The following is a 26899-nucleotide window of genomic DNA, read 5'->3' as shown; positions in this document are numbered from 1 at the left end:
TATTAATGAATTTTCGACACTGGATTTTCCATGATCTCTTTAGCCATATCGGGATTCGTCTTTTCAACCCCAGTAAATAAGTATAACAACATACCAGCATCGGAGGGATCAAAGTTTTTTCCACCTTTCTTAATACAAGTCTCCTGTCGGGAATACAACCAATCCCAAGCTCCTTTTTTATACCGTTTATTTTCTCTAGCAGATGATGTTTTCATCCAATCAAAATGCTTAATAGCACAATTCAGTCCGAGATAGTCCTTTCCTCCATTTTGATCTGCAATTTTTACAAATTTCATTTGACCACCTTTCTTGCTGCCAAAATTTTTCTGCATCATGTCAAAAGTCCAACCTTTATGTTCGGGCTCCCAATCGTATGAATTTGCAGCATGTTTATTGTTCCAATTCGAATGAGAAATTACAGTTACAAACTTGCGCTTAGCAAAATTCGATCGTCTGATTCCTTCCCCAACAACCTGCATGGGTCCGGCAGCTATAATAAACAGCGGATTATCTTCCGACGACTCATTGATTACCCGAGCCATTGCATTGTACGCTTTTTCTGGATTATCAACAGCGCAAATAAAATTTGATTTCTTAAATCCGAACATCTTAGCCCCGCCTAATACACTTTCCTTCATCTGTTCATAAGCAGTTAATCCTCCTTTACCAATTGGTACCTGTAGATTACTACCCCAAACATGGTCACTATAAGTATACAAGACCATTCTATTTTGCAAGCCTTTTGCCGCAATCAAACTAAGCGACAAGGGTGTTGCCGCCCAATCATCATGATCATGCTCATTACCATCCGAACTAATAGCAATACGACCTTTGCCTTGCCATAAAGATGTTTGCGATAAGGCTGATAAACTAATCGTTACACAAAATAAAAATATCGTTATTTTTTTCATCTGTCATCTATTTACTTTCATTCTTTTTTATAAATCCGGGCTAGAATTACTTCAAAACAACACGAACTAAATAGGTAGCAATCCCCACTCAACATGTTATTCCCTTAAATTCAATCCTACTGCAAAGCTGATTCAATTTCGTTCTTATACACTTTATTGAAGTTTTGCAACAATGATAAGTCCTATTGAAAACCGCTGCAAACGATAGCAATATTCCAGCAAAAAAAAGAAATAGAAAGCCGAACTTTCTCATTTCTTTTTTCTTCAACTAACTACTTACTAGACAATTCACTTGATTCTATCTTCTTTAGCTTTAACAAAGCTTCTAAAAAGTAATAATCAGCGTAAATAATTGGAATATCAATTTCTTTATTTTTAGGTTTATGTCCTGTAGAGTGTAATAAAATTGCCTGATTTTTATCCCCACTTAAATAATTTGGTGATGATAGAATTTTAAGTAGTGAAATTGCTGCTTCCTTATACTTGTTCTTTACCACTTCATCATCTATTAATTGATAAAGTTCCAACATACCACAAGCAGCAATAGCCGCAGCAGATGCATCTTTTGGTGTTTCAGCTGTTAGTGGTGCATCAAAATCCCAATAAGGAATACCATCTTCAGGCAAACGCTCTAAAAATTTATCAGCCATTTTCATTGATGTCTCTAGAAATTCTTTTTTCCCTGACTCTCTATAAGCCATAGAAAAACCATAAATTCCCCAAGTTTGACCCCTAGCCCACATCGAATTATCGGCATAACCTTGGTGTGTCTTTCCTTCAATAAACGCTCCTGTTTTATCATCAAATGATCCTAAATGAAAAGCTGAATAATCAGGACGCACAATATGCTTCATTGTAACTTCAGCATGGCTAATCGCGATATTTTTCAAGCGTTCTCCTCCGCCATTCTTTGATGCCCAAAACAATAATTCCAGATTGATCATGTTATCGATAATCGTATTATGAGGATACTGTTTTTTCGAAGGCCAAGAGTGAATACTTCCTACAATTGGATTGTAAAGCGTAGCTAAAGTATCAGCGGCAGCTAACATTATTTTTTTATATTCTGGATTCCCTGTTAAGCGATAACCATTACCATAACTGCAATACACTTGAAACCCTATATCATGGTCATGAGCTGGTGTATAAGCAATTTCTTTAACTGAAGCCGTAAATAATTCGGCCTGCTTTTTTATATCCTTATCGCCCGAAAACTCATAAGCATACCATAGTACACCAGGCCAAAATCCACTACACCAATCCTTAACTGTAACACAATTCCAATTGGTACTGTCTTTACGTATACGACGAGGGAAATGAGTATAATCGTTTAAATCATTAGCACTTTTTTTGATTTTCACCACACTACTCTCCAAAACCTTATTCACATTAAGTACCTTTTTATCTTTTGAAAAAGATGTACAGCTACTCGACATCAACACGATACTTACAAACCCCACAAAAATCTTACTAATTCTCATATTCTTAACTTCTTATATTATTTACGACTTCATCTATAAAAGTCTTATTTTAATCGAATATTATAACCCGACTTGTATTCTTTTTCCTTTCCCTTTTTCAAGGATATTTTTACTGGAGCATCGGCAGAATAGAAAAACTCTCCATCTACAAATCTCAGCTCTGCAGTAACCTCTCCATTAACCGCTTCAATACAATATTTTCCTTTTGTCAAAGATTTACCTTTCCCCAAGTATAGGTATTGAAATCCATCTTTATTCTCTGATGCTATTCCAAAAATCCCCTGAAAAGAAAGATCAGACAATGGTTTATACAGCTTACTATCAATGGCATTACAAATAAACTGGGAAGCTCCATCTTTAGAACTCACCGAAAGAGCCACAAAATTATCAGAAGTAACCAATTTAGAAATCTTCTTCACCGATTTTTTACCTTCATTAAAAGATTCGAAGACTGCTACAAAAGGGTGCTTTTGAGCATTATTATTCGTCTGTCGAACTAGAATTGTTGGAGTTGTTAGTGGACTTCTATTTACCATTCCAGGAGTTATATCAGCTCGCAATGTAGAAGGCGGTGCATCAACCATATAAATTTCACGATTGTCTTGTCCCATCATCCACATCGTCGTTTTCAAACTTGGACTTACTTTATCAATTGTCCAAGTAGCAGTAAAATCATTCTTGTAATCTATCTTTCGAGGATTTGCAAAAAACGAATATGCTTTATGATGATGATTGCTAATGCGATCAACATTCTCTAAATCTAACAAGTCTCCCTGCCCATCTTTTAGACTTACCTCATCACCTAAAATATGTTGTACATAGTCGTTATCCAATTGATTTGAACGAAAAACATCTACATAATAACCTGATGTTGGAGAAGTTCGAACCATAGCAACCATGCGTCTTTTTTCATCAGCGCTAATATCTGCAAAAGAACAGCTAGCAGAAATTTCTTTAGTATTATAAAAGCTATTTGATGCATCCACAAAAGGGTCCATTGCATTGATCGTGATTTCTCCTTTGGTATAACCTGGCATTATGGTATTCGAACCGGTTATCTCACGATGGTAAGCTGCATCTTTCGACCAATAAGATTCATAAGCCGATGCATCTGGATTTAAGGCATAGCCATCGCCATAAAATTGCATGGCCAAACCATTGGGCGACAAGTGACCGCCTTTGCTACCTCCATATAAAGTAAACATCAATCCATTTTCCTCACTATTGCCATTTTTCATGATAATGTGACGATGATGCTCTGAATAAGCTGCGCTATGAAAAGGAAGTTCGCTACCCGATTCAGGAAGTGCTTCAAACAAACAAATTCCTTTCCAATCGATCTCACTACGACTGTATTGTCCGGAAGCAATGCCCTTGCGAATAACGGTTGCCATTTTTTTCGCATTTTCAGTATCGCCTTCCCAGGTGTAATAAGTAAGCATGTTGTCAAAAACGGATAAATCGGTAGGACCACCTCGCATATCTCCAACGACTACCAAATTTCCACGAGCATCTAACCAACCCAAATTGGCCATTGCTGCTTTTTGAATCAGTGGGTTATCCCCAATGGTATTTACTCCTGATTTATAAAGTGGCATTGCCATTTTCACGATTGCTCCAATCATGCCAGAAGCATATCCTGGAGATTCTGGCCAAAGTCCTGTTACGGCATCAAAATTTTTGATGAAATCAGGCAAAGCCTCATGATAATCGGTTGTAATTTTTGTGTAGTAAGGAATATAGTATTCTTTCCCTTTTTTGTCTTGATAATAATCGTTCGATTCGAGAACCAAAATGGAAGGAATAATATTTTTAAATCCATTTACATTCCAGTTACCACGTTTTCCTCCTCTAATTAAGCCTAAATCGATAAATCGTTTAAAAACAACTCCAGCTACTTCAGTCACATCTTTATGAATCGTCTTTAGATGTTCTGCTGGATGTTCATTTAGATAATCGTATAAGAAATCATAAATAAAAGCTGCGTTTATTTGACGATCATCATGAATTTGCTCGTAATCGTAGTAACCCATTATTCCACCTGGCTCGTAACCACCAGCACCTTTGGTCGATTTCTGAGGATCTAAGGGAGGATTCATATAATAAATTCCCAACAACCAAGTATTAAATATGTCAGCAGAAAATTTAGCGTATTTTTCTTCTTGGGTCAGCCAATAAGCAAAAGAAGCATCTTCGGCCAATTTTAAAATTTCTCCATTATTGGCGCGAACCATATGTCCTGTTTTCTTGTAAGGCACTAAAACAGGTGTTTTGTCATCGCTAGCTCTATCAATAGCTAACATATCGCCATTCTCGCTATAGGCCAATCGATCTTCTAAAGGAACATTAATGTAGCTATTCCAAGTACGCATACCCGGCAGTCTTACCGTAGGAACAGGTGCATTTCCCTCACCATAATCCCAATTTTGTTTTTTGATATAACATTGAGTGAAACGACCACCATCTTTCCAATACATGGACAAACGAGATGTAATCCACTCCGGATCGGATTGATGTCTATTTACATATGGATTTATCTTTTCTTGAAGATTTTCCCAGGCTTTCTTTGCCCATTCTTCATTCTCTATTTTTGATAAAATAGTTTGTCTATCCTCATTTGTAACATATAAATTTGGATGTATCTGAGCAAATATACTTTCTGCCTGAATAAAAAAAACCAAGGCTATAAAAAATAATTGAGCTATTCTTTTAGAGACCATTTTTAATAATTTACAATTGTTTTGTAAGTTTTACTGTCTCTTCAAAAATAGCTCAACAAACATCGAAAAAGCAGAATTTATGTTGCAATAAGTATGAAATTTGTTGCAAAACATGCTTCTTCATCCGATGATCAGTGGTTTCACAGCTTTTCAGATCGGAAAAACTGATCGAAGAATAACAATTGGTATTTGATAGAATTGTCCCAGTATTTAACATTGTGCTCCCCTGGACGTTCAATAAAATCATGAGGAATGTTTCGCTCCAATAGTTTTTTGTGCATTCGTTTATTGGCATCATAAAAGAAATCATCAACACCACAATCAAAAATCAATTTTAAATTGTCACCCGTTAAAAGGTAAACTAAATTGATCACTGAATTTTCCTCCCAAACCTCTTTATTTTCAGCATACGATCCCAATCGTTTTGAAATATCCCAACGGCTTGGGAAAGGACGAATATCCAAACCTCCACTTGTGCTTCCAGCCGCGCCCCAAATATCCTGATGTTTGAAAGCCAGATAAAATGCTCCATGTCCGCCCATGCTTAATCCAGCAATGGCTCGTCCCGATCGATTGGGAATGGTTTTGTAATTTTTCTCTACTGACCGTAATAGTTCTTTGGTGATATAAGTTTCATACTGCATTTTTTCATCTACAGGGCTATCAAAATACCAGCTTGTATAACCTCCATCAGGGCAAACGATGATAAAATTATAAGTATCCACATATTCCTTTAGTTGTGGTACCTTATGCAACCAATCGCCAAAATTACCAAAAGCACCATGCAATAAATACAAAACTGGAAACGCCTTATTTTTATCACCATAACTATCTGGCAGAATGACCAAATTAGGCAATTCTTTGTTCATAGATTCACTTATAACCATCAAAGTATCAATCTGTGAAGCAAACAGATTTATGGCATTACTTATTAGAAAGATTAATACAAATACTTTTTTCATTTGAGTTTTGATTTAATTTACTTGCTTTCTATATTGAAATCATCAGATAGACGGATATCAACGGATGAACTCCCTATCATGATTTTAAATTTTCCGGATTCAACAGTCCAATTCATATTCTTATCCAATAAAGCCAAATCATCAGGTTGAAGTTTAAAATGAATCGTTTTGGTTTCGTCAGGAAGCAAATGGACGCGTTCGAAACCTCTTAGTTGAGATTCGTAAGTTGTTACACTACTCACCTCATCTTTCAGATAAAGTTGAACCACTTCATCTCCCGCTTGGCTTCCTGTATTCGTCACCGAAAATGAAACATTTATTTCAGCCTGTGATTTTGCATTTTTAGGGCTAATCTTTAAGTCAGCATACTCAAAAGTTGTATAACTTAAACCATATCCGAAAGGATACAAAGGACCCAGCACACGTGTGTTACCATATCCATTGGGGCCTTCACCTGGCTGACCTGCTTGAGATCCCGGTTTACAAGGAAAATTCAAAGGAATTTGACCAACTGTTTTTGGGAAAGTCACAGATAATTTACCTCCTGGATTATTATCGCCAAACAAGGTTTCGGCAACGACATCACCAGCAGAAGTACTAGGGAACCAAGCCTCAAGAATTGCAGGCAAGAATCTATTCTCCCAATTAATACTCAATGGTTGTCCATTAATCAATACTAGAACGACAGGTTTCCCTGTTGCATACAAAGCTTGTACCAGTTGAAATTGTCTACCCGGAAGTCCAAGACTTGTTCTCGACTTGGTTTCGCCCACTCGTTTCTCGTCTTCGCCTACAACTGCAATAATGATATCAGATTGTTTTGCTTTTTCTACTGCGGCATGAATTCCATTTTGTTCGTCCACAGAAAGTGGCTCAGGAATAATTTCACTACCTGGCCAGTTTGGATCCACTATATCACATCCTTTGGCAAAATCAACGTCTATTTTTCCTGCTGCATATTTTTTTATCCCTTCGTAAACAGAAACTGAAGGATTATTAGCCGGACCATATCTGCTAAAAGTATAGCTTACCTCATCGGCAAGAGGTCCTGTAACCAAAATTTTGTCAATTTTATCGACATCCAATGGAAGTAGATTGTTTTCATTTTTTAGCAATACCATCGACTGTTGATTAATCAATTTTGATAATGCTTCATCCTTCTCTGTATGAACCAATTTGTCAGATTCCTTCGGATTTTCGACATAAGGCTGATCGAATAAACCCAATCGGAATTTCACAGCCAATACCTCACCCACTCGCGCGTCGATAGTTTTCATTGAAAGCTTGCCTTCTTTTATCAATTCTCGCAAAGGTTCAATGTACGATTCAGCGGTTCTAAAAGTAGTTCGAACATTCAATCCTGCTTCCACAACCTGTCTAACAGCCTCTTTGTAATCCTCGGCCACATTGTGTTTGTCAGAAACATACTCAACGGCCTCACTATCGGAAACAACATAACCTTCGAAACCAAACTGTTGACGCAATAATTCAGTTAAAAAATAATGGCTTGCGGTTACCGGAACACCATCATAATCGTTATAACTACTCATAATTCCCATCGGCTTGGCTTCATTAATTACCCTTTTAAAAGGATAAAGATGAAGTTGATGCATTTCACGAGGTGCAACATGCGGATCGGTACGAGCATCACCATCGCGAGCTCCCTTGGGAATACTATATACTGCAAAATGTTTCAATGTTGAAGCCACTCCTTGAGACTGAATTCCCAAAGTCATTTGCTTGCCCATTTCAGCAATGTGAAAAGGTGATTCTCCATAACACTCTAAAACTCTACCCCAACGCTGATCTCTCGCCACATCTAATATGGGAGCGTAAACATTAGTATAACCCAAAGCTTTCGCTTCTCGCCCTACCATTTCACCAGCCTGATATACCAAATCTTTGTTCCAAGTAGAACCGATACCAATTGGAGCGGGCAAAGGAGTTGCTTTTTTATGACACAAACCATGTACGCCTTCATTGGTAAAATCAACAGGAATTCCCATTCGTGTTTCTTCTACAAACCATTTTTGAACCGTATTAATCGCCTCGGCATGGGTGCTGTAGGGATAGGAATACTGCGTATATGTTTTTGGCTGATTCCAAATGGTATTTAAATGCTCATCGATATTTGCGATTCCATCCTTCCAAACACAATTCTTCCACTCTTTGGTTGGCAACTCATCTTTTAAAACGCGAGCATAACCATAAAGTGTTGCCATTTGGCAGGTTTTCTCCTCAACATTCATCAGAGACAATAGATTTTTAACTCTACTTTCAATATTTTGAGAAGGATCTTCAAAAATATCCTTGACTCCATTTTTATTGAAATCAATCCAATTTTTGTGGTAAATTGATTTGTCTGCTTTTTTCATTCCTGAGAATAAAACGAAACAAAGTAATAAAACCGTTGTTAGTTGTATTCGAATTCGGTATTGCATGCTTTCTGTTTAATCTGTGTAAAAAAGCTGCTAAAAGAATCAAAAATGATTCATTTAGCAGCTCAATTATTATTTAATGAAGTGAAACCTTATCTATACTTGGATTCTCTTTCTCTTGAATATATTTATCAATCAATTCCTGATCTAATTGTGAACTATCACCATATTTTTTGCGCATTTCCACTAATTGTTTTTTAAGCTTTACAACAACATCTGCATATGCAGGATCGTTAATTACATTGTGCATTTCTTGAACATCTTTTTTACGATCGTAAAGTTCCCACTCGTCAACATCGTAATAAAAATGAATCAATTTGTACTCCTGAGTAATAATCGCATAATGCCTTTTCACCATGTGAATAGATGGATATTCGTAATAATGGTAATAAACAGCATCTCTAGTCCACTCCTCATCATTTCCCTGCAATAAAGGAATTAAACTTTCTCCTTGCATATCATCCGGTGCATCCACTCCGGCAGCTTCCAGAAAAGTTTGTGCAAAATCTAGATTTTGAACCATTTCTGTATTTGTTGTTCCAGGTTCTATAACTCCTGGCCAACTAATTAGTAAAGGGGTTTTAAACGATTCGTTATATACAAAACGCTTATCGAACCAACCGTGTTCTCCCAAATAAAACCCTTGATCTGAAGTATAAACGATAATCGTATTTTCAGTAAGACCTTCTTCTTCTAAATGATCCAATAATCGACCCACATTCTCATCCACACCTGCAATACAACCTAAATAATCCTGCATATAACGTTGGTAACGCCATTTCATTAGTTCAGTATCGTTCATTTTAGGATACTTCGCTTTAAAATCTTTCATTAAAGGCATGTAGGTTGAATCCCATACAGCACGTTGTTGAGCATTCATTCGTCCAACCTCACGATCGAAAGCTTCCAAATCCCATCCAGACTCATCTTTAAGACCTAATTCAGCCATCATTTCTGGATAAAGCTTTGAATCACCAGCCCAGTTCATGTGTTTCAATAAGTTCATTTCAGCTGTCTTCGCTGCTGTACCTCGTCCTTCGTAGTCGTCAAATAAAGTTTCAGGTTCTAAAAATGATTTCTTCGTATATTCTTTAAAATGGCGTGGTGCTGGTAACCATTCGCGGTGAGGTGCTTTATGCAAATAAAACATCACAAAAGGTTTATCCTTTTTTCTACGATTGTCCAACCAGTCAATCGACATATCGGTAATAATATCGGTTACATAACCTTCAACCGTAATTCTACCATCATTGGTGTCAAAATCAGGATTGTAATAGCATCCCTGATCTGGGAGGATTTTAAACTCATCAATTCCCTTTGGATTATTTCCAAAGTGCAATTTACCAAACATAGCCGTTTGGTAACCCGCTTTTTGTAACAACTGAGGAAATGTTGTTTGTGTTTCGTCAAACGGAAAAACGTTATCTGTTTTACCATGTATATGGCAATGCTTACCCGTTAATATTGTAGCCCTAGAAGGCCCGCAAATAGAATTGGTAACACAAGCATTGGTAAATTTCATACCATTCTTAGCGATTCGATCAATATTCGGCGTTTCTGTCAAACGATTACTATAGGCACTAATTGCCTGATAAGCATGATCGTCCGACATCATAAAAATGATATTTGGTCGCTTGGGCAATTCCTTAGCTGTAGTTTTATCTTTTTTTGCCGATTGACAAGAAAAGAGCACTGTACAAAACAATACAAATACAATTTGTTGCAATTTCATAATCCCTTACTTTTTTTATTAATTTTTAATTGTTTACTATTTGACTTGAATTCTAAAAGTCATTTCCTTCTGATTTCTCATTACTAAAATTTGAACCTTACCGATGGTTTGATAATTCTTAATTTTCTTAAGAAATTCAACCGTATTCTTTACTTTCATTCCTTCAACAGCTAAAATTACATCACCTTTTTTAAGGCCTCCATTTTTTACTGCCGGACTGTGTTTCCAAACACCCAACACAATAACTCCATCAGTAGTATTTAGTCCATAAGCTGATTGTTCTTGCTCCGAATCAACATCTTTTAATTGATTTCTTAACCAAGCCACAATTGGACTTTCTCCAATCCCACTATTTGCTAGATCTTTTAAAACAGGAATCTCTGGTGTTTTTGCTATTTTCTTAAACTCAGCCTTTTTAACTCCAAAATCATTCATTGAAAAGTTCACAAAACCAAGTTTTAAGGCTGGAGAATTATCTGCCACTGTATAATCCAATTTGCTTGGATCTTTAAACATAGGATCTCCATAAACACTATTTAAATCTCTGTCATAAATCTGAGATTTAATCATTGACGCCTCATTCGGAAATAAATTGTAATCCAATTCCTTTCCCCAACCTAACACGCCAACATCCTGATAAGCATCCATCAATATATTTTTCCGAACCACATCTTCACTTTTTGCGAACCATACATGTGGATGTATTGAATTATTTACTGTAATGTTATTTTCTACAGTTCTAAAAAAGCCTTCTCTTAATTTGATACCATTATTTAAACACAAATTATTATAAATGTGATAGTTTGATGATCCATCATCTAAATCAATATCCCAACCATGATCGCAACGAAAACGATTATTTCTAATTACTGTTGTTTTGATAGCATCCCATTTTGGCATATCAGGATTTGCAGTAGTCATGCTATCCATTACTCTTCTTTTAGGATGCCAAAAACGATCTCGTCCCCAAGAATTAAACGAACCATGATCACTGGTTTCAAGCACAGTATTAAAGACATCGTTATATTCCAAGATATGACCGCCCCAAGTTCCATCTCCAATGTTAATACCCGCACGAGGAACATCGTAAATACTATTATGACTCACTGTAATATCCATAGCCATTGAAATTTGAACTCCCGCACTCTGCTTTTCAATTCTTCCAATTCTATAGATCAAGTTATCTTCTACCAAACAATTATGAGGATACATTTCATTTTTAGGACCTTTTACAGTATCCATATCTTGTAGAGGAACATATTGCCCATAATTGAATGATGGTGAACGAACTGCGGAAGCATCACCAACAAAAGATATAGCACTGGCTCCGCATTCATGAATATGATTGCCTTTAATTTGCAAGTCCTGATTGTATTTACTGGCCATGATTACATTTCCACCTAAATTGGTGAATTCACAGTCTGCAACAACACAATTTTCTGTCCCCTCGAAAAATACTGCACTACCTCTGTAAATGGTCCAGTCACTTCTTAACAAAGGCTCATACGTTTCCATTATGGTGCGATGCGTATTTTCAAATCTAATTCCTGAAATTTTCACATTCTTCACAGGATTTTCCAAACTTCCCTTTACCTCTATCAACGCTTTTAATACAGAAGCCTCGAAACTTGCCTTTTGAAGATCAACACTTTTCTTTGGCCAATAATAAAGTTTATTTTCACTTTCATTTAAATACCATTCTCCAGGACTATCCAATTCCTCAAACACATTTTCTACCATTCGGTATTCTTTGTGTGGTTTGGAACCTCTGTTGTTTTGATGACCTCCTTCTAATACTGGTGAACCATCTTCATTCATTCCAACAATCTGCCAGTGAAATCCACCCCATCTGCCACCATGTAAAGCATGAAAAAATGCACCTTTGGGATTTTTCCAAGATGCTATTCGTTCCTTTGAAAAAGCATCCTTGGCATATCCTTGCCAATAATGAGCCGTTTCATCGTAATTTGGATAACGAGCTAATATCTGCGATTTGCCATCCACTAACAATTGATCAAATTTTAATTTTTCTGGTACCGATGCGACATAAATATTTTCGCTATGCTTTTTCCAATCCAATTGTAATGGAACTGAACCTTTAATACTTACTTCATTACTTCCTACACCAACAATGGATATGCCATTTAGTTCTGGCCTTATTTCAATGGCCTTATCCAAATGATAATTCCCCGCTGACACACGAATCGTAATTTGAGCATGCTGATTGTTTTTCTTTATTTCCTTAGCGGCATCTATAGCATCCTGGATAGTAGTAAAATTACCTTCTCCTGCATGCAAATCAACAAATAAATCTATTTTATTATCGCTACAGCTACTAACTAGAAAAGCAAACAAAACCAATAATCCTGTTATTTTTTTTATCATGAATTTTCTTTTTTCTATATCTTAATTTCGTTTAAATACGCTCCAAATCCTATTTCAAAGGAATTACCATATTCCAAGTTTTTGTTCCATTTGCAAAACCACCGGGTCCATCCATAGTGGCAAAAAACAGATGGGTAGGTTTTCCATCTTCTACCAAAACAAAAGGTCTTTCCAATTGACCTTGCTTAATCGTTTTGCCATTGTCCCATTTCACAGTTTTGGTATATGCTTTTGGATTTTCATCTACAGTCCAATGTATGCCATCCTGCGAATGTGCCAGTAAACCATCTCCGGCAGTACCCGTAATTTGCCCACGCTGATCTTTTGCAATCATGTGATAGCCATCCTTATCGCTCCACAAGTGAGGATCTTCAATTTCTCCAAAATTATCTTTCGAGAAAAGAGGTGTATCTCCCAATACAGTATATTTAGCTTGATAAGATGGTGCTGTGGCAACACTAACCTTCATATCTCCTTTTGAAATACCATTTTCGTCATAATCACGACTTTTAAATATCAACACAACCGATCCATCTTCTTTAATTAGCGGTGATGGATTGGAAGTTAGAAAGCTATAAAATGAATCAGGTTTTACATCCAATATTGGGTGATTCAACCTTTTCCAGGGTCCATAAGGACTTTTAGAAGTGGCTACACCAATTCGTTTTCCCCAGCGACCGGCAATACACCATTTGCTGTCGAGCGTAAGTTCATTTGCATTCTGCTCGTTTACCTCTTCAAAAGGATGGGTAGAACCCATATAGTAAATTAGATACTCATCTTTGTATTTAATTATTTTTGGATTGTGACAAGATCTTCCATCCCAAAATTGGGCTCCTCTTGCACCTAAAGCAACATCAACAAAATCATAAGGTCCTTCAGGCGTATCAGAAATCGCATGAACTATTTCAGAACCAATCATCCAGCCAGGATGAAAAGGAAGAAATTTTGGCCATCGAGAAGCGTACATATGATATTTTCCATCATCTCCTTTGATAACAGAACTTCCCCAAACCCAATAGTCTTCCATTTGAAAACCACCATTCACAGGTGCTGCATCAAACTCTCCAATCGCTCGATTCTGACTATAGCAATATGAACTTAAAAAAACTAAAATTGATAAAATGAGTGTCTTCATTCTTTTACATTCTTTATTTATAAGCTTGCCAACATCCAAGTATTTTTAAGCCTAAAATTTATTTATTTACATGATTATCAGAACCCTTATCAAAAACCTTTCCTCTGGATTTTACTCTTACTTCAGAACTTTTAGTTGAAAGCTCCACAGGATAATTGGTTAGATTGTTCAATTCAAAACTAAACGCTTTAAAATTATTTTGTTTAGGAAAATTCCCGTGTTTTAAACGTATATTACCTTTATCTCCACCCACTTTAATACTCAATCCCTTCTCTACTGCTTCTGCACCAGCACGCAAAGTAATTTTATGTCCATGACCTCCAATGTATGCTACACATCCTGAACCATTGCAATACTCATCTATGGCAGGTATAATTGTTATGTCTGCATTATAGCCCAAGTCACTTTCGTATGTACTTGCATAAACGGGTCCGAAGGCACAGTCTGCCTTACAATTGACCACATCACCCGACCCTAAAGAAAAGCCATTTTCGCATCCAATGGCAACACAAGCTTCAACATATTTTTTACCCGTAGCATGTGCAAGAGTTACTCCTGTTCTCATATGCTTCACGGTACAATTCAGTACCGTCGGGTTATCCGTTCCTCGTTTGTATTGTTTTCCATCAATAATAGTTTTCCCTCCATTATAAGCACGGATACCTGCCTCACCAAGACTCAACATATACCCAGCAGGAAGTTTATAACCCCAAGCTGTCATAAAGTCAACATCAAAAGCAGGACCTGACGTTTCTGCTAAAATATCATCTGTTTTACGCATTTTCCCTTCTACCACACAACCTTCAATAGTTGGATAACTTGCTGCTTGCATGAATATGGCATGACCATATGATCTATGAATGATATGACAGTTTTTTGCATGATTTCGTAGACCACGAACCAAAAATGCCGAATGTTTATAATGCCTAATCACATTGCGTTTTCCTTTACCAAATGCATCGCCATACCCATAAGGATATGAACCTTTAACCGTCATGTGAAAACCTTCAATTCGATTGTCTCTTCCATCCATACAAACTCCTAAAGCTCCTTTGTTTGGTCTGTCTTGCTCCGAGCCCAAATCAATCATGGTAAGGTTTTTCAACACATTATTACTTCCTGTAACAACCAGTTCGTGTACTCTGTATTTTCCAAAACATTTAAATACGCCTGTTTCAATAGTAAGCGTTACTCCTGTAAAATCGTAAGTGCTATTGTTGCCAGAAAATTGTAAAAGTATCTTAGCTCTATCTTCAAAATCCGTGGTGCCAAAAGTTCCCTTTGCAATATCATCAGTTGTTATTCCATAAATTCCTGGAGCTAATTTCACATCGACATTATCCTGTTTCAGGTAGGGTAACAAATCAATTAAAGAATTTACTTTTACAGAACAGAATACTGACTGCGAAATAAAAAACACACTACAGAAAAGAACAAATTCCTTTAATCTGATAGAGGCAGCATTCTTAAATCTTTTCTCAAAAAGGATCATTATTATTTATTTTTTATGTTTTGAATTGTATTGCAAAGTACAGAAATACGATATTTTCTGATGAAAGATAAATCTCAAAGAATATAGAATTTGTTGCAAAAAAATAGCGGACTCTATGAATATTAGCCCGCTACAGTTTTTACGTGAGTATTTTAATTGGAATTACTATAGTATTTTGTTTTACGACGAATAGGATTCAAGAACACTCTTTTTAATAATCCATCGCCCTAACAAACGTTTTTTACAAGGGAAACAGAAAACTTCTACTCTGCTTTCAAAGGAATTATCCGACTCTATATTTTCGTAAAACGCTAGAATTTTTCTATCATGCAACGCAACACTATTCGGAAAAATTAAGTGCCAATACTGAAGAATTTTCATTTTCAAACGGCCTTTGTTTGGACCTAAAAAGCTTACCGAATATTTGGGTAGATACACGCACAAAGTTGCCATTAGTAATCTAAAACAAAAAAAGCTGTAGACTGATCTACAACTTTATTTTATTCTTTGGATTTACTACATTTTAAAGGGTGCATACTACAAGATTTCTTTTCTTAAAAGTTCTTCAAACTAGACCATTCCCCATAAAGTAGCAATTCTGTTATCGGTTCCGTCAACCTACCGTACCTATTGGGCAGTTCCTGCCACACGAACGCTTAGTTGTTGGCAATAGTTTTTATTTTATATAACGTCCGAAATGTTTTTTAAAAGTCATATGACTATTTACTAATTTTGTTACATTTATATTTTCAGACTTTTTACTATTTATTAAAGTTCTTCCAATTGGATTATTGTCAAATGTTCCTAATTTATATACTATTTGTAGAACACTATCTTTTTTAGAATAATAATTATAGATTTTATTTTTCACAGCATTTTCGGCTAAAGACCATTTTTCCTTATTATTTGTGACAGCTCCTCCTAAAAGATGAACATCTTTAATAATTTTTTTCTCGTTCGTTTTTAAGTCGTTCAAACAATTAAATATAACCCTACTCCCAAGAGAATGACCTATTAAAATATACTCATCTATTTCGCACTTTAACAGTACCTTTGATAGTAAACTTCCTGTTTCTTCACTTTTACGTAAAGCATTTTTCCAAGTTTTTGTAATTCCACTTAAACCAATTGCTACTCTAGGTAATGTAATAAAATAAAAAGGATTAGGTATTAAAGCTATGCCAACTCTTTCTAAACTTCTTCTTAATAGTTTTTTTCTATTTTCAGATTGCCAATTCAAATGATACCAAGAGTTATTAGGATATTTTTTTAAAATAGTGATTTCCCATTCTTTGATATCATCTTTATCTTCATTTAAAAAACCATCTATAGTAATTATTGCTGGGTAAATTCCGTTTTTTATCTTTGTTAAATTAAATATACTTATGTTTTCCTCAAAATTAATAATGTTATATTCAGAAGGTTCTTTGAATTTCATAGTTTTTGATGTAATCGAGCTTTTTCGTTGGTTTTAAGTAAATTATTGCCAACGTTGCGTATAAGAATAGTAACCGACTGCGTGGTGCTCTCCTGTCAAATTACAAGAAATTTGAAGCTGGCTAAAACCCTTGATATTACAGCTGTTTCGACTATTATTTTTATACATTGTTAGCTGCTGGTTGTTTTATTCCATTTAGCAATTATTTCTTTAGTTCTTTTCAATCCCTCGTCTGGATTCGCATAAACGCCTTCTTGTCTTAGAATTCCATTGTCTGGTGTTAATACAGTCAATAAGCAATTTTCCAATGGCTCTTCGGCTGGAATCAACTCTTTAACTTCTGGTTTTTCTGAATCAGTCAATACTTGAATGAAGTTATTATTCACCATTTTCTTGGTTGTTTCATATTCCATGAAATAACCAAGAGAATGTTCTAGTTTACTAAGTTTTGGGTGTAATTTATTATAAATCACAACAAACATAGGTTTATTTGCTTTCTTAGATAGTTCTTTAGCATGTTTTAGATCTGTATGAACCTTACCCAAAAAGTATTTATTTTCACTCTCAATATTTTCTGTTTCTATGTTTTCAGTATTAGCCAAAATCTCTTTTGCTAAGTTTTGAGCATCTTCTGCTTCTGCTTTAGTGATAGTTGATGAAATATTGTGTGCAAATTCATTTCTTTTGATTCTTATCCGATTTATTTGTTCAATTTGCCCTTTTGTAAATATGTTGTATTTATCAGAAATTCTAATCATTTCAAGAAATGGAGCTTTTCTAAATATTAGGTCACGTTGTCTTAAAGCTTTATAAATCCCATTTTCTAACATTTTGAATGTTTCAAATAATGATTGATTATAATATCCATCTTTAATTAATTTGTCAGCAATTTCAAATGATTTCACTTCCTTTTCAATAATTTCTGAATCTTCTCTTGATTTCTTAGAAGACTGATATTTACCCACAACATATTTAGAAAAATAAGTTGTTATTGCGCCAATTATTGCTGATAGAATCGACATTGAAACAGATTTTGCAGTTTCATTTATTACTGAAATTTGTAGAATCAAAAGTTGCAATAAATAGATAATCAGTAAGAGAGAAGGCGATAATATAATAACGAGAAACAAAATATAACTCAAAGATTCAATATGCTTAAAAACCTTTAAATTGGAATATTTAGTTGTGCTAAAAATGAATGGAATAACATAAAGATGAATTACTGATATAAAACTAATTATCAAGATGAATAAATATTGAGATAGCGAAAAAGAAATGAACTGAAAATCTACAATTATTTTATTCAATTCGTCTTTAAAAGCACTTAATGAAATAATAATTGCTGCGAAGCCAATAATTAATTGCCATCTGTCTTTAATTTCTTTCATGTATAATTTATTAGTTTAGGGTCATCTGTTTTGTCAACTTGCAGATAACTATTCAGTATGCCTACCTATGGTATCAACATATCCACTTTGGCTAGGGTTTCTTTTTAATAATATCCCGAAAATAATGATTATTTTACAATATAATATCATACAACGGGCCTTTTATTTGTCTGAGATTTTATCACTTACCTGCGTATCTATTTCTGTAGTTTTAGAAGAATTATGCCCTAATAATACCTGAATGTATCGTGAAGAATGAAGGCCTTCTCGTTTGGGAACATTTACTTTTACAATAGTTTTAGCAAGTATTTTCTCAGTACTGCAGGAAGAATATTTTCCGCAAAACTGCCTTAGCTATGTGCACTAGTGAAATCTTGTGAAATGAGAACAAAAAAAGCTGTAGATTACTCCACAGCTTTATATTCGTTTTAAAATCAATCCACTTTAGGAACTTCATTTTCTAGCATTCTCTTTGTTAAAGGTTCCTTAAGTTAGACCATTCCCCATAAAGTAGCAATTCAATGACCAAAACCATCAAGAAACCGTTATTGCTCGATCGATTTTTAGACCTATTCGCCATTGACGCAAACAACAGAAAATGAAACCAGAATACGGTCGCTCAATAAATTCGGAACGATAGCCGCATAAAACTTCACTAAGCATTGTTTTTACACACTTGTGCTTGTTCTATTAACTGATAGGTGTGTACTTTACTGCTATTGTTCCTGATTTAACGGGCTTTTTAAAGTCAAGTCCGATGCGGTAAGATTTTTTGCCACTTCGTAAATGTTTAACGGGTACTTGCTCATCTTTTATGCTAATATCACCCCCAACAGAAGTAATCTCAACTTTTACTTTATGATTTTCAGAACTGATGATTACTGTATTATTGTCTACAATTTCGTAAGCTACATTCACCATAATGGCGGTTCCAAAACTAACTGGTTTTGAAGCTTCAAAATTATCGCTTACCGTAATTGTTCCCTTCCCCGATTTATTGTTTACCATGGTGCGTTCTAGCTTGTTTAAAACCTCAAGATCATAAGCTGGTTTAATATCCATAACAAGACTATCCACATTCGTGTTGAAACTTGTTTCCAAAATCTCACCTCTAAACTCTATTCCATTTGACTGTAAGGTGTTGTTGATTCTTGGTACTGGATGTCCCCAAGAACTGCGAGCTGGATTGTTCTTTGAAAAAGCTCCAGCAGTATAAGATGGAGCACCTATGTCGCCAGATACATAATCCTGATCCAAAACCACTACATAAGTTCCCACATCGCTATGGTTGTGATTTTCGGCATTGTGCCCAGCTTTAATTGTTATTGATAAAGGATTCTCTTGTTGACCTCTTGAAATTAATATACCAAAATCATCAAAATAAGTATGCCCTGGTAATTCAGAATTAGTTTCATTTTTAGAAGTATAATCGTCACCATCATTCCAAATAATTAAGGTTTGTACGCCTTCATCAGGAATAAATCTCGATGGTTTTTTTGAACCGTAATGTTTAGCGGCAATCGCAGAAGCAAAATTATCACTTCCAGACTTCAATCTTGTTACTCCATCAGCAAAGGGAGCATACATGCCTTCGTGAATCTGAAAATTATGAGGGAAATTGGCTACATTATTTAATTTTTCAGGATTATTAAATTTGAATAGATTAATTTTCCCATCCGTGTAATCATCTAAAATCTCAGCTAGGTAGAGGTAATGACCAAAACCATAATTCCAGTATCCTGTACCTTCAGAACAATAGCCATCATCACCAAAACCCGACAAGTAATATACCATGCTGTTTAAGGCACACCCTATTGCTGCAATACGCTCATTATTGTTTTTTGAAGCTACTATAGTTGTAAATAGGGTACCGCTAGTACAAACCGAATTCCAATTACTGGTACTGCGTATCCAAGTATTGCTTTTTATTACATCTTCTCCTCTACAAGTTTGCAAATACGAATCTGTTATTCTCCACTTTAGTTGAACTGCTATTTCCTTTCTAATCGCCTCAGATAATTTATCCTCGAGCAAAGCATCGGTAAGAGCTAAAACCAATCCGAATTTTCGAGCTCCCAAATCAATTGACACTCGTTTCCCTTCCAATACCGTATTTTCTCTATCATCATGGTTGGGGTGCATCCATGATTTCATTGCCATAATCGAATCACAATAAACCTCAATTTGAGGAATGAACCGTCCATTATTTTCAATGCACTCCGCCAGAGTAAACTTCTCAAGTCGATCCATCGTGCGATAATAACGTGGTTTGTATATTTTTCGATTTCCCTCTTTATTCGCACGTCGATAAATGGCATCTGAAATAGGAACTTCTGGTTGCCTTCCGAGTAGTGAAACTGCCTCTTTTAAATAGTCTTTCCCTTCCTCGGTTTTTGCTATTCTGTTCCAATAATTACGATGGGATACTGAGGGTGCAGGTTGAAATGAATTTGCAGGCACTACATTTTTGAGCATTTCCAATTGCTCAACAGTTGGATAAATAGACTTGCTATCTCCCGCTTTCAAATAAGCAGAAATATCCAAAGATTCTTTTTTAATCTTTGGGTTTGCACACGAGTACACAATACTCACAAATGCAACAAGTATCAGAATAAAACTATTCCTAAATGTCTTCATAACTTTACAATTTTTCAGATTAACAATTGCAAATTAGTCATAAACACCAGTTCGAAGACCTAGAATTCATTCCAATAAATAGGTGAAATGTTGCATTTACAATAAATGCAATAAAAAAGCGAGACTGTTAGCACAATGCAACAATCTCGCTTCCTTCTTTTATCAATTCCTTTCAAGCCTAAAATCCCTTTGCTTTTGGGCAAACAGTCCCGTTTATCGCCAAGTTATTTTAGCTTCTTTAGTTTCTGTATTTAACCAAACACTCGCATGCTCAAATTCACGAGTAAACTCCCAAGCTTCTGCATTTACGCGTTTATAGGCTGCTTTTGGAGCTCCAAGTGGTTTTCTTAACTCGGGATAATCTACTAAGTTACCATCAGCTAAATTCCAACCCCAATTCCATTGAAGATAAGAATACGGTTGTGCACCAATAAGGTAACAAGCAAGGTAATATTCTAATTGATCCTTAGACTTTTGTTCCATACCACCTTTGTCTGTTGCACCCATCGTTATATCTCTTTTACCTTTACCTTTTGCTCCGAAACGGTAAATCGACATTTTTCCAGCTTTAGCAATTCTAAGCATATCTTTCCAATCTTTTAGAAGACTTTCTTTAGTCATAACAGAAGCATTGTAATGCTCGAACATGAAACCATCGCAAGAAGGAAAAACTTCTTTGGTATTAGCGCCGTTGTTACCTATCAATATTTTCTTTGGGCCAATTGCTTTTTTCAAATTAGCCATCATCTCACCTTTAGCGATAGCTATTTCAGTCAATTTATCTTCTGGATAATCTGAACCAGGATTCACATTCATACGATCAATAAAAATCCCATCAGCCTTTGAAATTTTCACCCCTTTAGCAGCCGATTTCACCCACCATTTACGAAAATCAGGGTTCAAAGCTTCAAAATAATATGAAAAAGCAGGTCCTCTCCTTTTTTCCTTCAATTTACCTGTCTTTGGATTAATAGCTAAGAACTTAGCTAATTCTTTATTTTTAGCAATACCCTCTGGGGTAAGCTCTTTGTTGAATCTAGGGAAAGGCCATGCCACATATGAATTGTAATAGAATAATACTTTTGATTCTGGTTTCACTTTATGAAACGCTTTCACTTCATGTTTTGTTCCTAATACCTGATCACCAAGTTGGCGATAAGCATGTGATTTTTCTATACATATAAAACCTGTTTTACCCGCTATATTATTAACCTCACTAGGTGTTAATACTCTGTCAATATCACCAAAGTGATAATACATAGGCGTTGTCTCCCAAGAAAATTCAGGAAAACAAGCCTTAGCTTTAAACGAACTACCATCATTTAGCACAAAACTCTTCGCACTTTCTGTTTCATGTGATCCCTGTGCCGTCAATTCAGTTGTTGCAGCAAAGAACAAAAATAAGCTTAGTCCTAACACAGATTTATAAAATTTCTTTTTCATCAATCTAACTTTTTATTTTTCAATTATCACCTAAAAATCTGCCTTCAAACTCTAAAGATAGATTCTCCTTATTTATTCCCGAATCAAAACAATCTTCTCTCCGGCTTTTGTCTTTTTATCAATCCCTTTTAATTCTATTTTTGAGAATTAATCACAAATCCTATTTCTTTAGAAATTTCTCAATAGGAACAATCTCATCGAATTCTTTTATTTCTATATTCTGATAATAAATTTCGGCAGTCTCTGATTGAAAGCCTAAGATTCCTTCTCCAGGGCTTAAATTATAAGCTACGTTTACCACATCTCCATTTAGTTTGTAAATGGCATATTGAGCGCCCATAACAATAATTTCACATTGATTCCACTTGCCGTTTACAGCCTGAAAATTTTTCGTTGGAGCAGCCAAATGCATCCAATCTCTCTTTACTTCAGGTTTTCCACCATCATTCGGATGCAAGTAAGTCTTGCTTTCTTCATCGCAATACCATGTATAATCGGTACCTTTGGGTCGTATCAAATCTCCAGTATGATTGCTTTTTTTGATGTGATCGTATCGAATTTGATATTCAATTCCGGTAGGCCATATTTTTTCATCTATTACATGATAATAAACACCTGCATCGTATTGCCATCTGTCGAAATTATTAGCAATTTTAGTCCCCCATTTGTACTGAAATCGAAGAATATACTTACTGTATTTTTTATTGGTATAAAAAAGTCCGTGTGTTCCATTTTCACCAGTATTCATATCGATACTATCTTGAAAATTTTTAAAAACATGCACCATTCCATCTTCAATGGCATATACTTTTTTAGCCATTTCCTCATCTCCATTTCTCAATTTAAGATGCCAGCCATCCCAATTTTCACCATTAAATAGTTTCACAAAACCATCATTGGTCTGAACCGTGTTTTGTGCTTTGGCAACAATTGAGAAGATCATTACTAATAAGATACTTGATAATCTAAGTCTGTTTCTATTTTTCATTGTTTCATCTCTTAGGTAAGCAATCTTTTAAAAATTTCAAAATCAATAGTATTTTTAACAGCTATCTATTTTGATGTACTTAGTCTTTCAAATGGGAAAGAATGAACTTGGCAGAATAATTATTAAGCTCCTTCATGGAAGGTGAAATATTTGCTCCCTTAAAGCTATGCCCAGCATTTTTAATCGTAAACAATTGAACATCCGCATTTTTCTTCTTCGCCACCTCCATCATGTAAAGAGAATTCTTAATGGGTAGTGTTGTATCCTTATCTCCATGAATTAATAGTATTGGAGAACTCGTTTCTTTTAAAAGTTCTGTAGGACTAAGTAAGCGAGCCAATTTAGGCTTCTCATTTAATGGTGCACCTAAAAGGCGAACAAAAAGAGTCTCATCTTCAAAAATAGAACCCGGTCTTAAATCAGGATTTATGCATGAAGTAAAAGGAAAATAAGAAACAACACATTTATATCGGGTAGAAATATCTGCCAATTGTGCATCTCCTTGAAAATCGGAATCTGCTCCTAAAGCAGTCACCAAGCTTAGATGTCCTCCAGCAGAACCTCCCCAAACACCATATTTCTCTTGATCCAATTTAAATTCTGCTGCATTTTTCAAAAGAAAACGAGTAGCATCTTTAGCATCCACAGCAGAATCGTAGGCATTAGAACTGCCACGGGCTTTTCGGTACTCTATGCTTACACACACAACACCACTATCAACAAGCGTATGCAAAGTAGACAGGAAAGGAGGTTTTAAGATTTTGTATTTACTACCTCCAGCCCAGCCACCACCATGCACGTGTATCATCCAAGGATTTTTCTGCTTCATTTTAGACGAATCAGGATAAAAAATATCCATGTTTAATTCAAGCCCATCCACCGTTTTATAAACTACAGTTTCTTTGTTGTTGAAATCCTTTAATATTTCAAGCTCTCTAGCATTTTGCCCATACATAAAAGATGAACTGAAAAGAAAAATAACTACGAATAATACACTACGCATAACCTAAAAATTTAATTGTTTAAAAGCTTTAACCTAAAAAATGGGTCTTACTATAATTTTTCAATGTAGACATAGTATGCAGGATGTACGCGATTATCTTGATCAATTAATCGAGCTTCCATATCGTACTTTCCTACGGGTACTTTAACATTAAAAGTAACTTCGGCCTGTCCTTCTTTAATTTCAAGGGACTTCGTTATACCTGCTACATACAATCGAGCCTCAGTAAAATCGTTTTTCACTCCTGCTGGAGCTGTTTTATCCAATTCAATTCTTTTTTCCTGAGCAGGGAAAGTTTCATTAATGGCTAAGCCACTTTCGCGAGGGAATCTGCGAAGCGTAATACTATAGTCACCACCAGAAACAAATTCTATTTTCCATGAACCTTCTGCTTGTTCTCCTTCAATAGCACCATTTTGATGCCAAACACCTTTGTATCTTCCGATCAATAGATCATGAGAACAAATTTTAGTCGGATTTTCATATGGCGATCCTACTTTGATGTAAGCATATTTCTCATCTACACCATCGTCCATAAACGATTGCCACCAGCGCTCATAGCCTTCAGCCAAACGGGCAGCAACTTCGGGGTGTGCATCTATTACATTCTTATCCTCTCCACGATCATTGTCCATTTCGTATAGTTCATTTCCATCTACCAAACGCCAATTATCGTCCATTACGGTATATTTTTTATACTTGATCAGATTTTGCTCACGCTGAGTATCCATGTACAAAATACGATTTGCCCATTCAGCATTTTCATCCTCAAGCAAAGGCTTTAAACTCTTTCCATCCAATGGTTTTACCGGATTAAAATCAAGACCTAATAAATCGACAAAAGTTGGCAATAAATCGTAATGAGCAGCAAGTCTCTCAATATCTTTTCCACCAGTCAACTCTCCATTGGGCCAACGAATAAAGAATGGCACACGATGTCCGCCATCGTACTGACTTCCCTTTCCTCCTTTTAGACCGGCATTATAGGTTGAACGACCTGCTGAAGTTCCATTATCTGTGGTAAAAATAAGAATGGTATTGTCGGTTAAATGAAGCTCATCCAACTTTTCTTCCAATTTTTTAAAATTATCATCAATATTGGTAATCATACCATAAAAACGTCGAAGTCGAGGATTTAACTTCTCGAATTTTTTACCTTGATACTGATTGTAATATTCCTCTGGTAAATTGTAAGGAGAATGTGGTGCGTTGGTAGCCAAGTAACAAAAGAAAGGCTTGTCCTTATTGGTTTCGATAAAATCCATAGCTTCCGAAAAGAAAACATCAGTACAATAACCTTCATACTTTTGCTCTACACCATTGTGAATATAAGTATCATCAAAATAATCGTTCATCCAATAATCGGGTGCTTGGCCAACACCACCGCCCCCTAAGCGAACAACTTCCTGAAAACCTCTATCTTCTGGTCGATAAGGATAATTATCACCTAAATGCCATTTACCAAACATAGCGTTGGTGTAACCATTTTGAGCCAATACCTGAGGCAAAATCACCTCATCTTCGAAAAGAATGGAACGACCTGCAATAGTATGAAACACATTAACACGATTACAGTGACGACCCGTCATAAGAGAAGAACGGGTTGGTGCGCATGTTGTGGAAACATGGTAATTGGTCAATCTTACCGCATCGGAATAAAATTCATCAATATTTGGCGTTTTTATGTAGGGATTTCCTGTGCAAGCCAAATCTCCCATTCCCTGATCATCGGTCATGACTAAAATAATATTCGGCTTTTGTTTTGTCTTGCCTTGTGCTTTAACTAAAATGGGGTTTACAAATCCCATTAATAAGCCAATCGCAACTAAAAAAGTTGATTGATACGTTTTCATCATTCTATATTTTTGGGTTTCCTTTTATATACTTTAGTGAGCGTAAAAATAGATCAGCTTCATGCACTGTTTTGTTATAGTACTCGTGGCTTTTTTTCTTCTGATTGAAAAAGCCATGATCTTGTCCTTCGTACAAATGCAAGTCACATCGACTTCCTACCGCTTCCATTTTCGCTTGATAATTTTTAGCTATCGAAGAAGGAATCAAATGATCTTTAGATCCTAAAAAGACAATAGTTGGAGGTGCATTTTTACGGATATTATGTGCTGGAGAAATCTCCTGCCAACGTTTGCCCATTCGTTCATGACAAAAACCATCAGGGCCATTATCGAATACCGGATTAAATAAAACCAAAGCATTGGCCTTTGAACTAATACTTAAATCCTCTCCAACTTCATCTAAACCTGGACAATTTCCGCAAACTGCAGCTAAATGTCCACCTGCCGATCCGCCTGAAGCGGCTATCTTTTTAGGATTAACATTCAGCTCTTTGGCATGTTGTCGTAAAAAACGAATCGCAGACTTGGCATCGGCAACAGCCTCGTAAGGCGTAGTTTTATGTCTTGATTTTACACGATAATCTGCTAAAACAGTAATCATTCCTCGCGAAGCAAAATACTCAGCCTGAGGTTGAAATTGAGATATTTTTCCGCCATTCCATCCGCCACCAAAAAAGAAAATCATAGTGGGATATTTTTTCGATTTTTTAAAATCAGCAGGATACCTGAGAGTCATATTCAGAACAACACTATCGACAACTTTATAGGTTAATTCGAAAGGCTGTTCTTGCTCATGATCCAGGTTTATGACCTCTTTTTCCTGTGCTTGCAAGCTGCCAGACACAAGTAAACCTAAGATGAATAATAGTACAAAATGTTTCATATTGCAT

Annotated in this window: 17 protein-coding genes; all 17 read right to left on the bottom strand. The window is 35.7% G+C overall.

All coding sequences use genetic code 11. From position 1 onward, the window contains the following. Nucleotides 1-2: 2 nt before the first annotated feature. The 17 genes from ACT3CE_RS05195 to ACT3CE_RS05115 all read right to left on the bottom strand — a co-directional run bounded on the left by ACT3CE_RS05195 (nucleotide 3) and on the right by ACT3CE_RS05115 (nucleotide 26892). Nucleotides 3-911 carry a hypothetical protein gene (locus tag ACT3CE_RS05195; protein WP_444708700.1) on the bottom strand — a complete coding sequence of 303 codons (909 nt, stop codon included), beginning with the start codon at nucleotides 909-911 and terminating at the stop codon, nucleotides 3-5. 272 nt (nucleotides 912-1183) lie between these two features. After that, nucleotides 1184-2392 carry a glycoside hydrolase family 88 protein gene (locus ACT3CE_RS05190; protein ID WP_444708699.1) on the bottom strand — a complete coding sequence of 403 codons (1209 nt, stop codon included), beginning with the start codon at nucleotides 2390-2392 and terminating at the stop codon, nucleotides 1184-1186. Nucleotides 2393-2436: 44 nt separating this feature from the next. Further along, nucleotides 2437-5112 (bottom strand): hypothetical protein, encoded by a 2676-nt coding sequence (locus tag ACT3CE_RS05185; protein ID WP_444708698.1) that lies wholly within the window; start codon nucleotides 5110-5112, stop codon nucleotides 2437-2439. Between the two features lie 140 nt (nucleotides 5113-5252). Further along, entirely contained in the window at nucleotides 5253-6074 is an 822-nt protein-coding gene (locus tag ACT3CE_RS05180) for an alpha/beta hydrolase (RefSeq protein WP_444708697.1), read from the bottom strand. 17 nt (nucleotides 6075-6091) lie between these two features. Further along, nucleotides 6092-8515, bottom strand: a complete 2424-nt coding sequence (locus ACT3CE_RS05175) for a glycoside hydrolase family 3 N-terminal domain-containing protein (protein WP_444708696.1) — start codon at nucleotides 8513-8515, stop codon at nucleotides 6092-6094. 73 nt (nucleotides 8516-8588) lie between these two features. Beyond that, entirely contained in the window at nucleotides 8589-10244 is a 1656-nt protein-coding gene (locus tag ACT3CE_RS05170; RefSeq protein WP_444708695.1) for a sulfatase family protein, read from the bottom strand. A gap of 36 nt (nucleotides 10245-10280) precedes the next feature. Continuing rightward, the gene (locus ACT3CE_RS05165; protein WP_444708694.1) at nucleotides 10281-12629 is read right to left on the bottom strand and encodes a right-handed parallel beta-helix repeat-containing protein; all 2349 of its coding nucleotides are present in this window, start codon (nucleotides 12627-12629) and stop codon (nucleotides 10281-10283) included. 49 nt (nucleotides 12630-12678) lie between these two features. Next, complete coding sequence (locus ACT3CE_RS05160; RefSeq protein WP_444708693.1) at nucleotides 12679-13767, bottom strand: glycoside hydrolase family protein; 1089 nt, start codon at nucleotides 13765-13767, stop codon at nucleotides 12679-12681. Nucleotides 13768-13825: 58 nt separating this feature from the next. Then, nucleotides 13826-15259, bottom strand: a complete 1434-nt coding sequence (locus tag ACT3CE_RS05155) for a hypothetical protein (RefSeq protein WP_444708692.1) — start codon at nucleotides 15257-15259, stop codon at nucleotides 13826-13828. A gap of 676 nt (nucleotides 15260-15935) precedes the next feature. Then, nucleotides 15936-16697 (bottom strand): DUF726 domain-containing protein, encoded by a 762-nt coding sequence (locus ACT3CE_RS05150; RefSeq protein ID WP_444708691.1) that lies wholly within the window; start codon nucleotides 16695-16697, stop codon nucleotides 15936-15938. A 170-nt stretch (nucleotides 16698-16867) separates the two neighbouring features. After that, nucleotides 16868-18085, bottom strand: coding sequence for a hypothetical protein (locus tag ACT3CE_RS05145; protein WP_444708690.1), 1218 nt, complete (start codon nucleotides 18083-18085; stop codon nucleotides 16868-16870). Between the two features lie 690 nt (nucleotides 18086-18775). Next, entirely contained in the window at nucleotides 18776-20722 is a 1947-nt protein-coding gene (locus ACT3CE_RS05140) for a hypothetical protein (RefSeq protein ID WP_444708689.1), read from the bottom strand. Nucleotides 20723-20935: 213 nt separating this feature from the next. Further along, the gene (locus ACT3CE_RS05135) at nucleotides 20936-22165 is read right to left on the bottom strand and encodes a putative glycoside hydrolase (RefSeq protein WP_444708688.1); all 1230 of its coding nucleotides are present in this window, start codon (nucleotides 22163-22165) and stop codon (nucleotides 20936-20938) included. A 160-nt stretch (nucleotides 22166-22325) separates the two neighbouring features. Next, nucleotides 22326-23153 carry a 3-keto-disaccharide hydrolase gene (locus tag ACT3CE_RS05130; RefSeq protein ID WP_444708687.1) on the bottom strand — a complete coding sequence of 276 codons (828 nt, stop codon included), beginning with the start codon at nucleotides 23151-23153 and terminating at the stop codon, nucleotides 22326-22328. A gap of 79 nt (nucleotides 23154-23232) precedes the next feature. Continuing rightward, on the bottom strand, nucleotides 23233-24156 hold the full coding sequence (locus ACT3CE_RS05125) for a prolyl oligopeptidase family serine peptidase (protein ID WP_444708686.1): 924 nt from the start codon (nucleotides 24154-24156) through the stop codon (nucleotides 23233-23235). Between the two features lie 50 nt (nucleotides 24157-24206). Then, entirely contained in the window at nucleotides 24207-26009 is a 1803-nt protein-coding gene (locus tag ACT3CE_RS05120; RefSeq protein ID WP_444708685.1) for an arylsulfatase, read from the bottom strand. A 4-nt stretch (nucleotides 26010-26013) separates the two neighbouring features. Continuing rightward, on the bottom strand, nucleotides 26014-26892 hold the full coding sequence (locus tag ACT3CE_RS05115) for an alpha/beta hydrolase (RefSeq protein ID WP_444708684.1): 879 nt from the start codon (nucleotides 26890-26892) through the stop codon (nucleotides 26014-26016). Nucleotides 26893-26899: the final 7 nt, after the last annotated feature.

It is taken from the genome of Marinifilum sp. RC60d5, from assembly GCF_052400665.1.
Classification (GTDB): Bacteria; Bacteroidota; Bacteroidia; order Bacteroidales; family Marinifilaceae; genus JBQTGK01.
This window is presented reverse-complemented; position numbering and strand designations above follow the sequence as displayed.

What these genes read in the sequence shown, in the direction of transcription:
- ACT3CE_RS05195 (WP_444708700.1), bottom strand. Translation starts at nt 911, where the DNA reads ATGAAAAAAATAACGATATTTTTATTTTGTGTAACGATTAGTTTATCA.
- ACT3CE_RS05190 (WP_444708699.1), bottom strand. Translation starts at nt 2,392, where the DNA reads ATGAGAATTAGTAAGATTTTTGTGGGGTTTGTAAGTATCGTGTTGATG.
- ACT3CE_RS05185 (WP_444708698.1), bottom strand. Translation starts at nt 5,112, where the DNA reads ATGGTCTCTAAAAGAATAGCTCAATTATTTTTTATAGCCTTGGTTTTT.
- ACT3CE_RS05180 (WP_444708697.1), bottom strand. Translation starts at nt 6,074, where the DNA reads ATGAAAAAAGTATTTGTATTAATCTTTCTAATAAGTAATGCCATAAAT.
- ACT3CE_RS05175 (WP_444708696.1), bottom strand. Translation starts at nt 8,515, where the DNA reads ATGCAATACCGAATTCGAATACAACTAACAACGGTTTTATTACTTTGT.
- ACT3CE_RS05170 (WP_444708695.1), bottom strand. Translation starts at nt 10,244, where the DNA reads ATGAAATTGCAACAAATTGTATTTGTATTGTTTTGTACAGTGCTCTTT.
- ACT3CE_RS05165 (WP_444708694.1), bottom strand. Translation starts at nt 12,629, where the DNA reads ATGATAAAAAAAATAACAGGATTATTGGTTTTGTTTGCTTTTCTAGTT.
- ACT3CE_RS05160 (WP_444708693.1), bottom strand. Translation starts at nt 13,767, where the DNA reads ATGAAGACACTCATTTTATCAATTTTAGTTTTTTTAAGTTCATATTGC.
- ACT3CE_RS05155 (WP_444708692.1), bottom strand. Translation starts at nt 15,259, where the DNA reads ATGATCCTTTTTGAGAAAAGATTTAAGAATGCTGCCTCTATCAGATTA.
- ACT3CE_RS05150 (WP_444708691.1), bottom strand. Translation starts at nt 16,697, where the DNA reads ATGAAATTCAAAGAACCTTCTGAATATAACATTATTAATTTTGAGGAA.
- ACT3CE_RS05145 (WP_444708690.1), bottom strand. Translation starts at nt 18,085, where the DNA reads ATGAAAGAAATTAAAGACAGATGGCAATTAATTATTGGCTTCGCAGCA.
- ACT3CE_RS05140 (WP_444708689.1), bottom strand. Translation starts at nt 20,722, where the DNA reads ATGAAGACATTTAGGAATAGTTTTATTCTGATACTTGTTGCATTTGTG.
- ACT3CE_RS05135 (WP_444708688.1), bottom strand. Translation starts at nt 22,165, where the DNA reads ATGAAAAAGAAATTTTATAAATCTGTGTTAGGACTAAGCTTATTTTTG.
- ACT3CE_RS05130 (WP_444708687.1), bottom strand. Translation starts at nt 23,153, where the DNA reads ATGAAAAATAGAAACAGACTTAGATTATCAAGTATCTTATTAGTAATG.
- ACT3CE_RS05125 (WP_444708686.1), bottom strand. Translation starts at nt 24,156, where the DNA reads ATGCGTAGTGTATTATTCGTAGTTATTTTTCTTTTCAGTTCATCTTTT.
- ACT3CE_RS05120 (WP_444708685.1), bottom strand. Translation starts at nt 26,009, where the DNA reads ATGAAAACGTATCAATCAACTTTTTTAGTTGCGATTGGCTTATTAATG.
- ACT3CE_RS05115 (WP_444708684.1), bottom strand. Translation starts at nt 26,892, where the DNA reads ATGAAACATTTTGTACTATTATTCATCTTAGGTTTACTTGTGTCTGGC.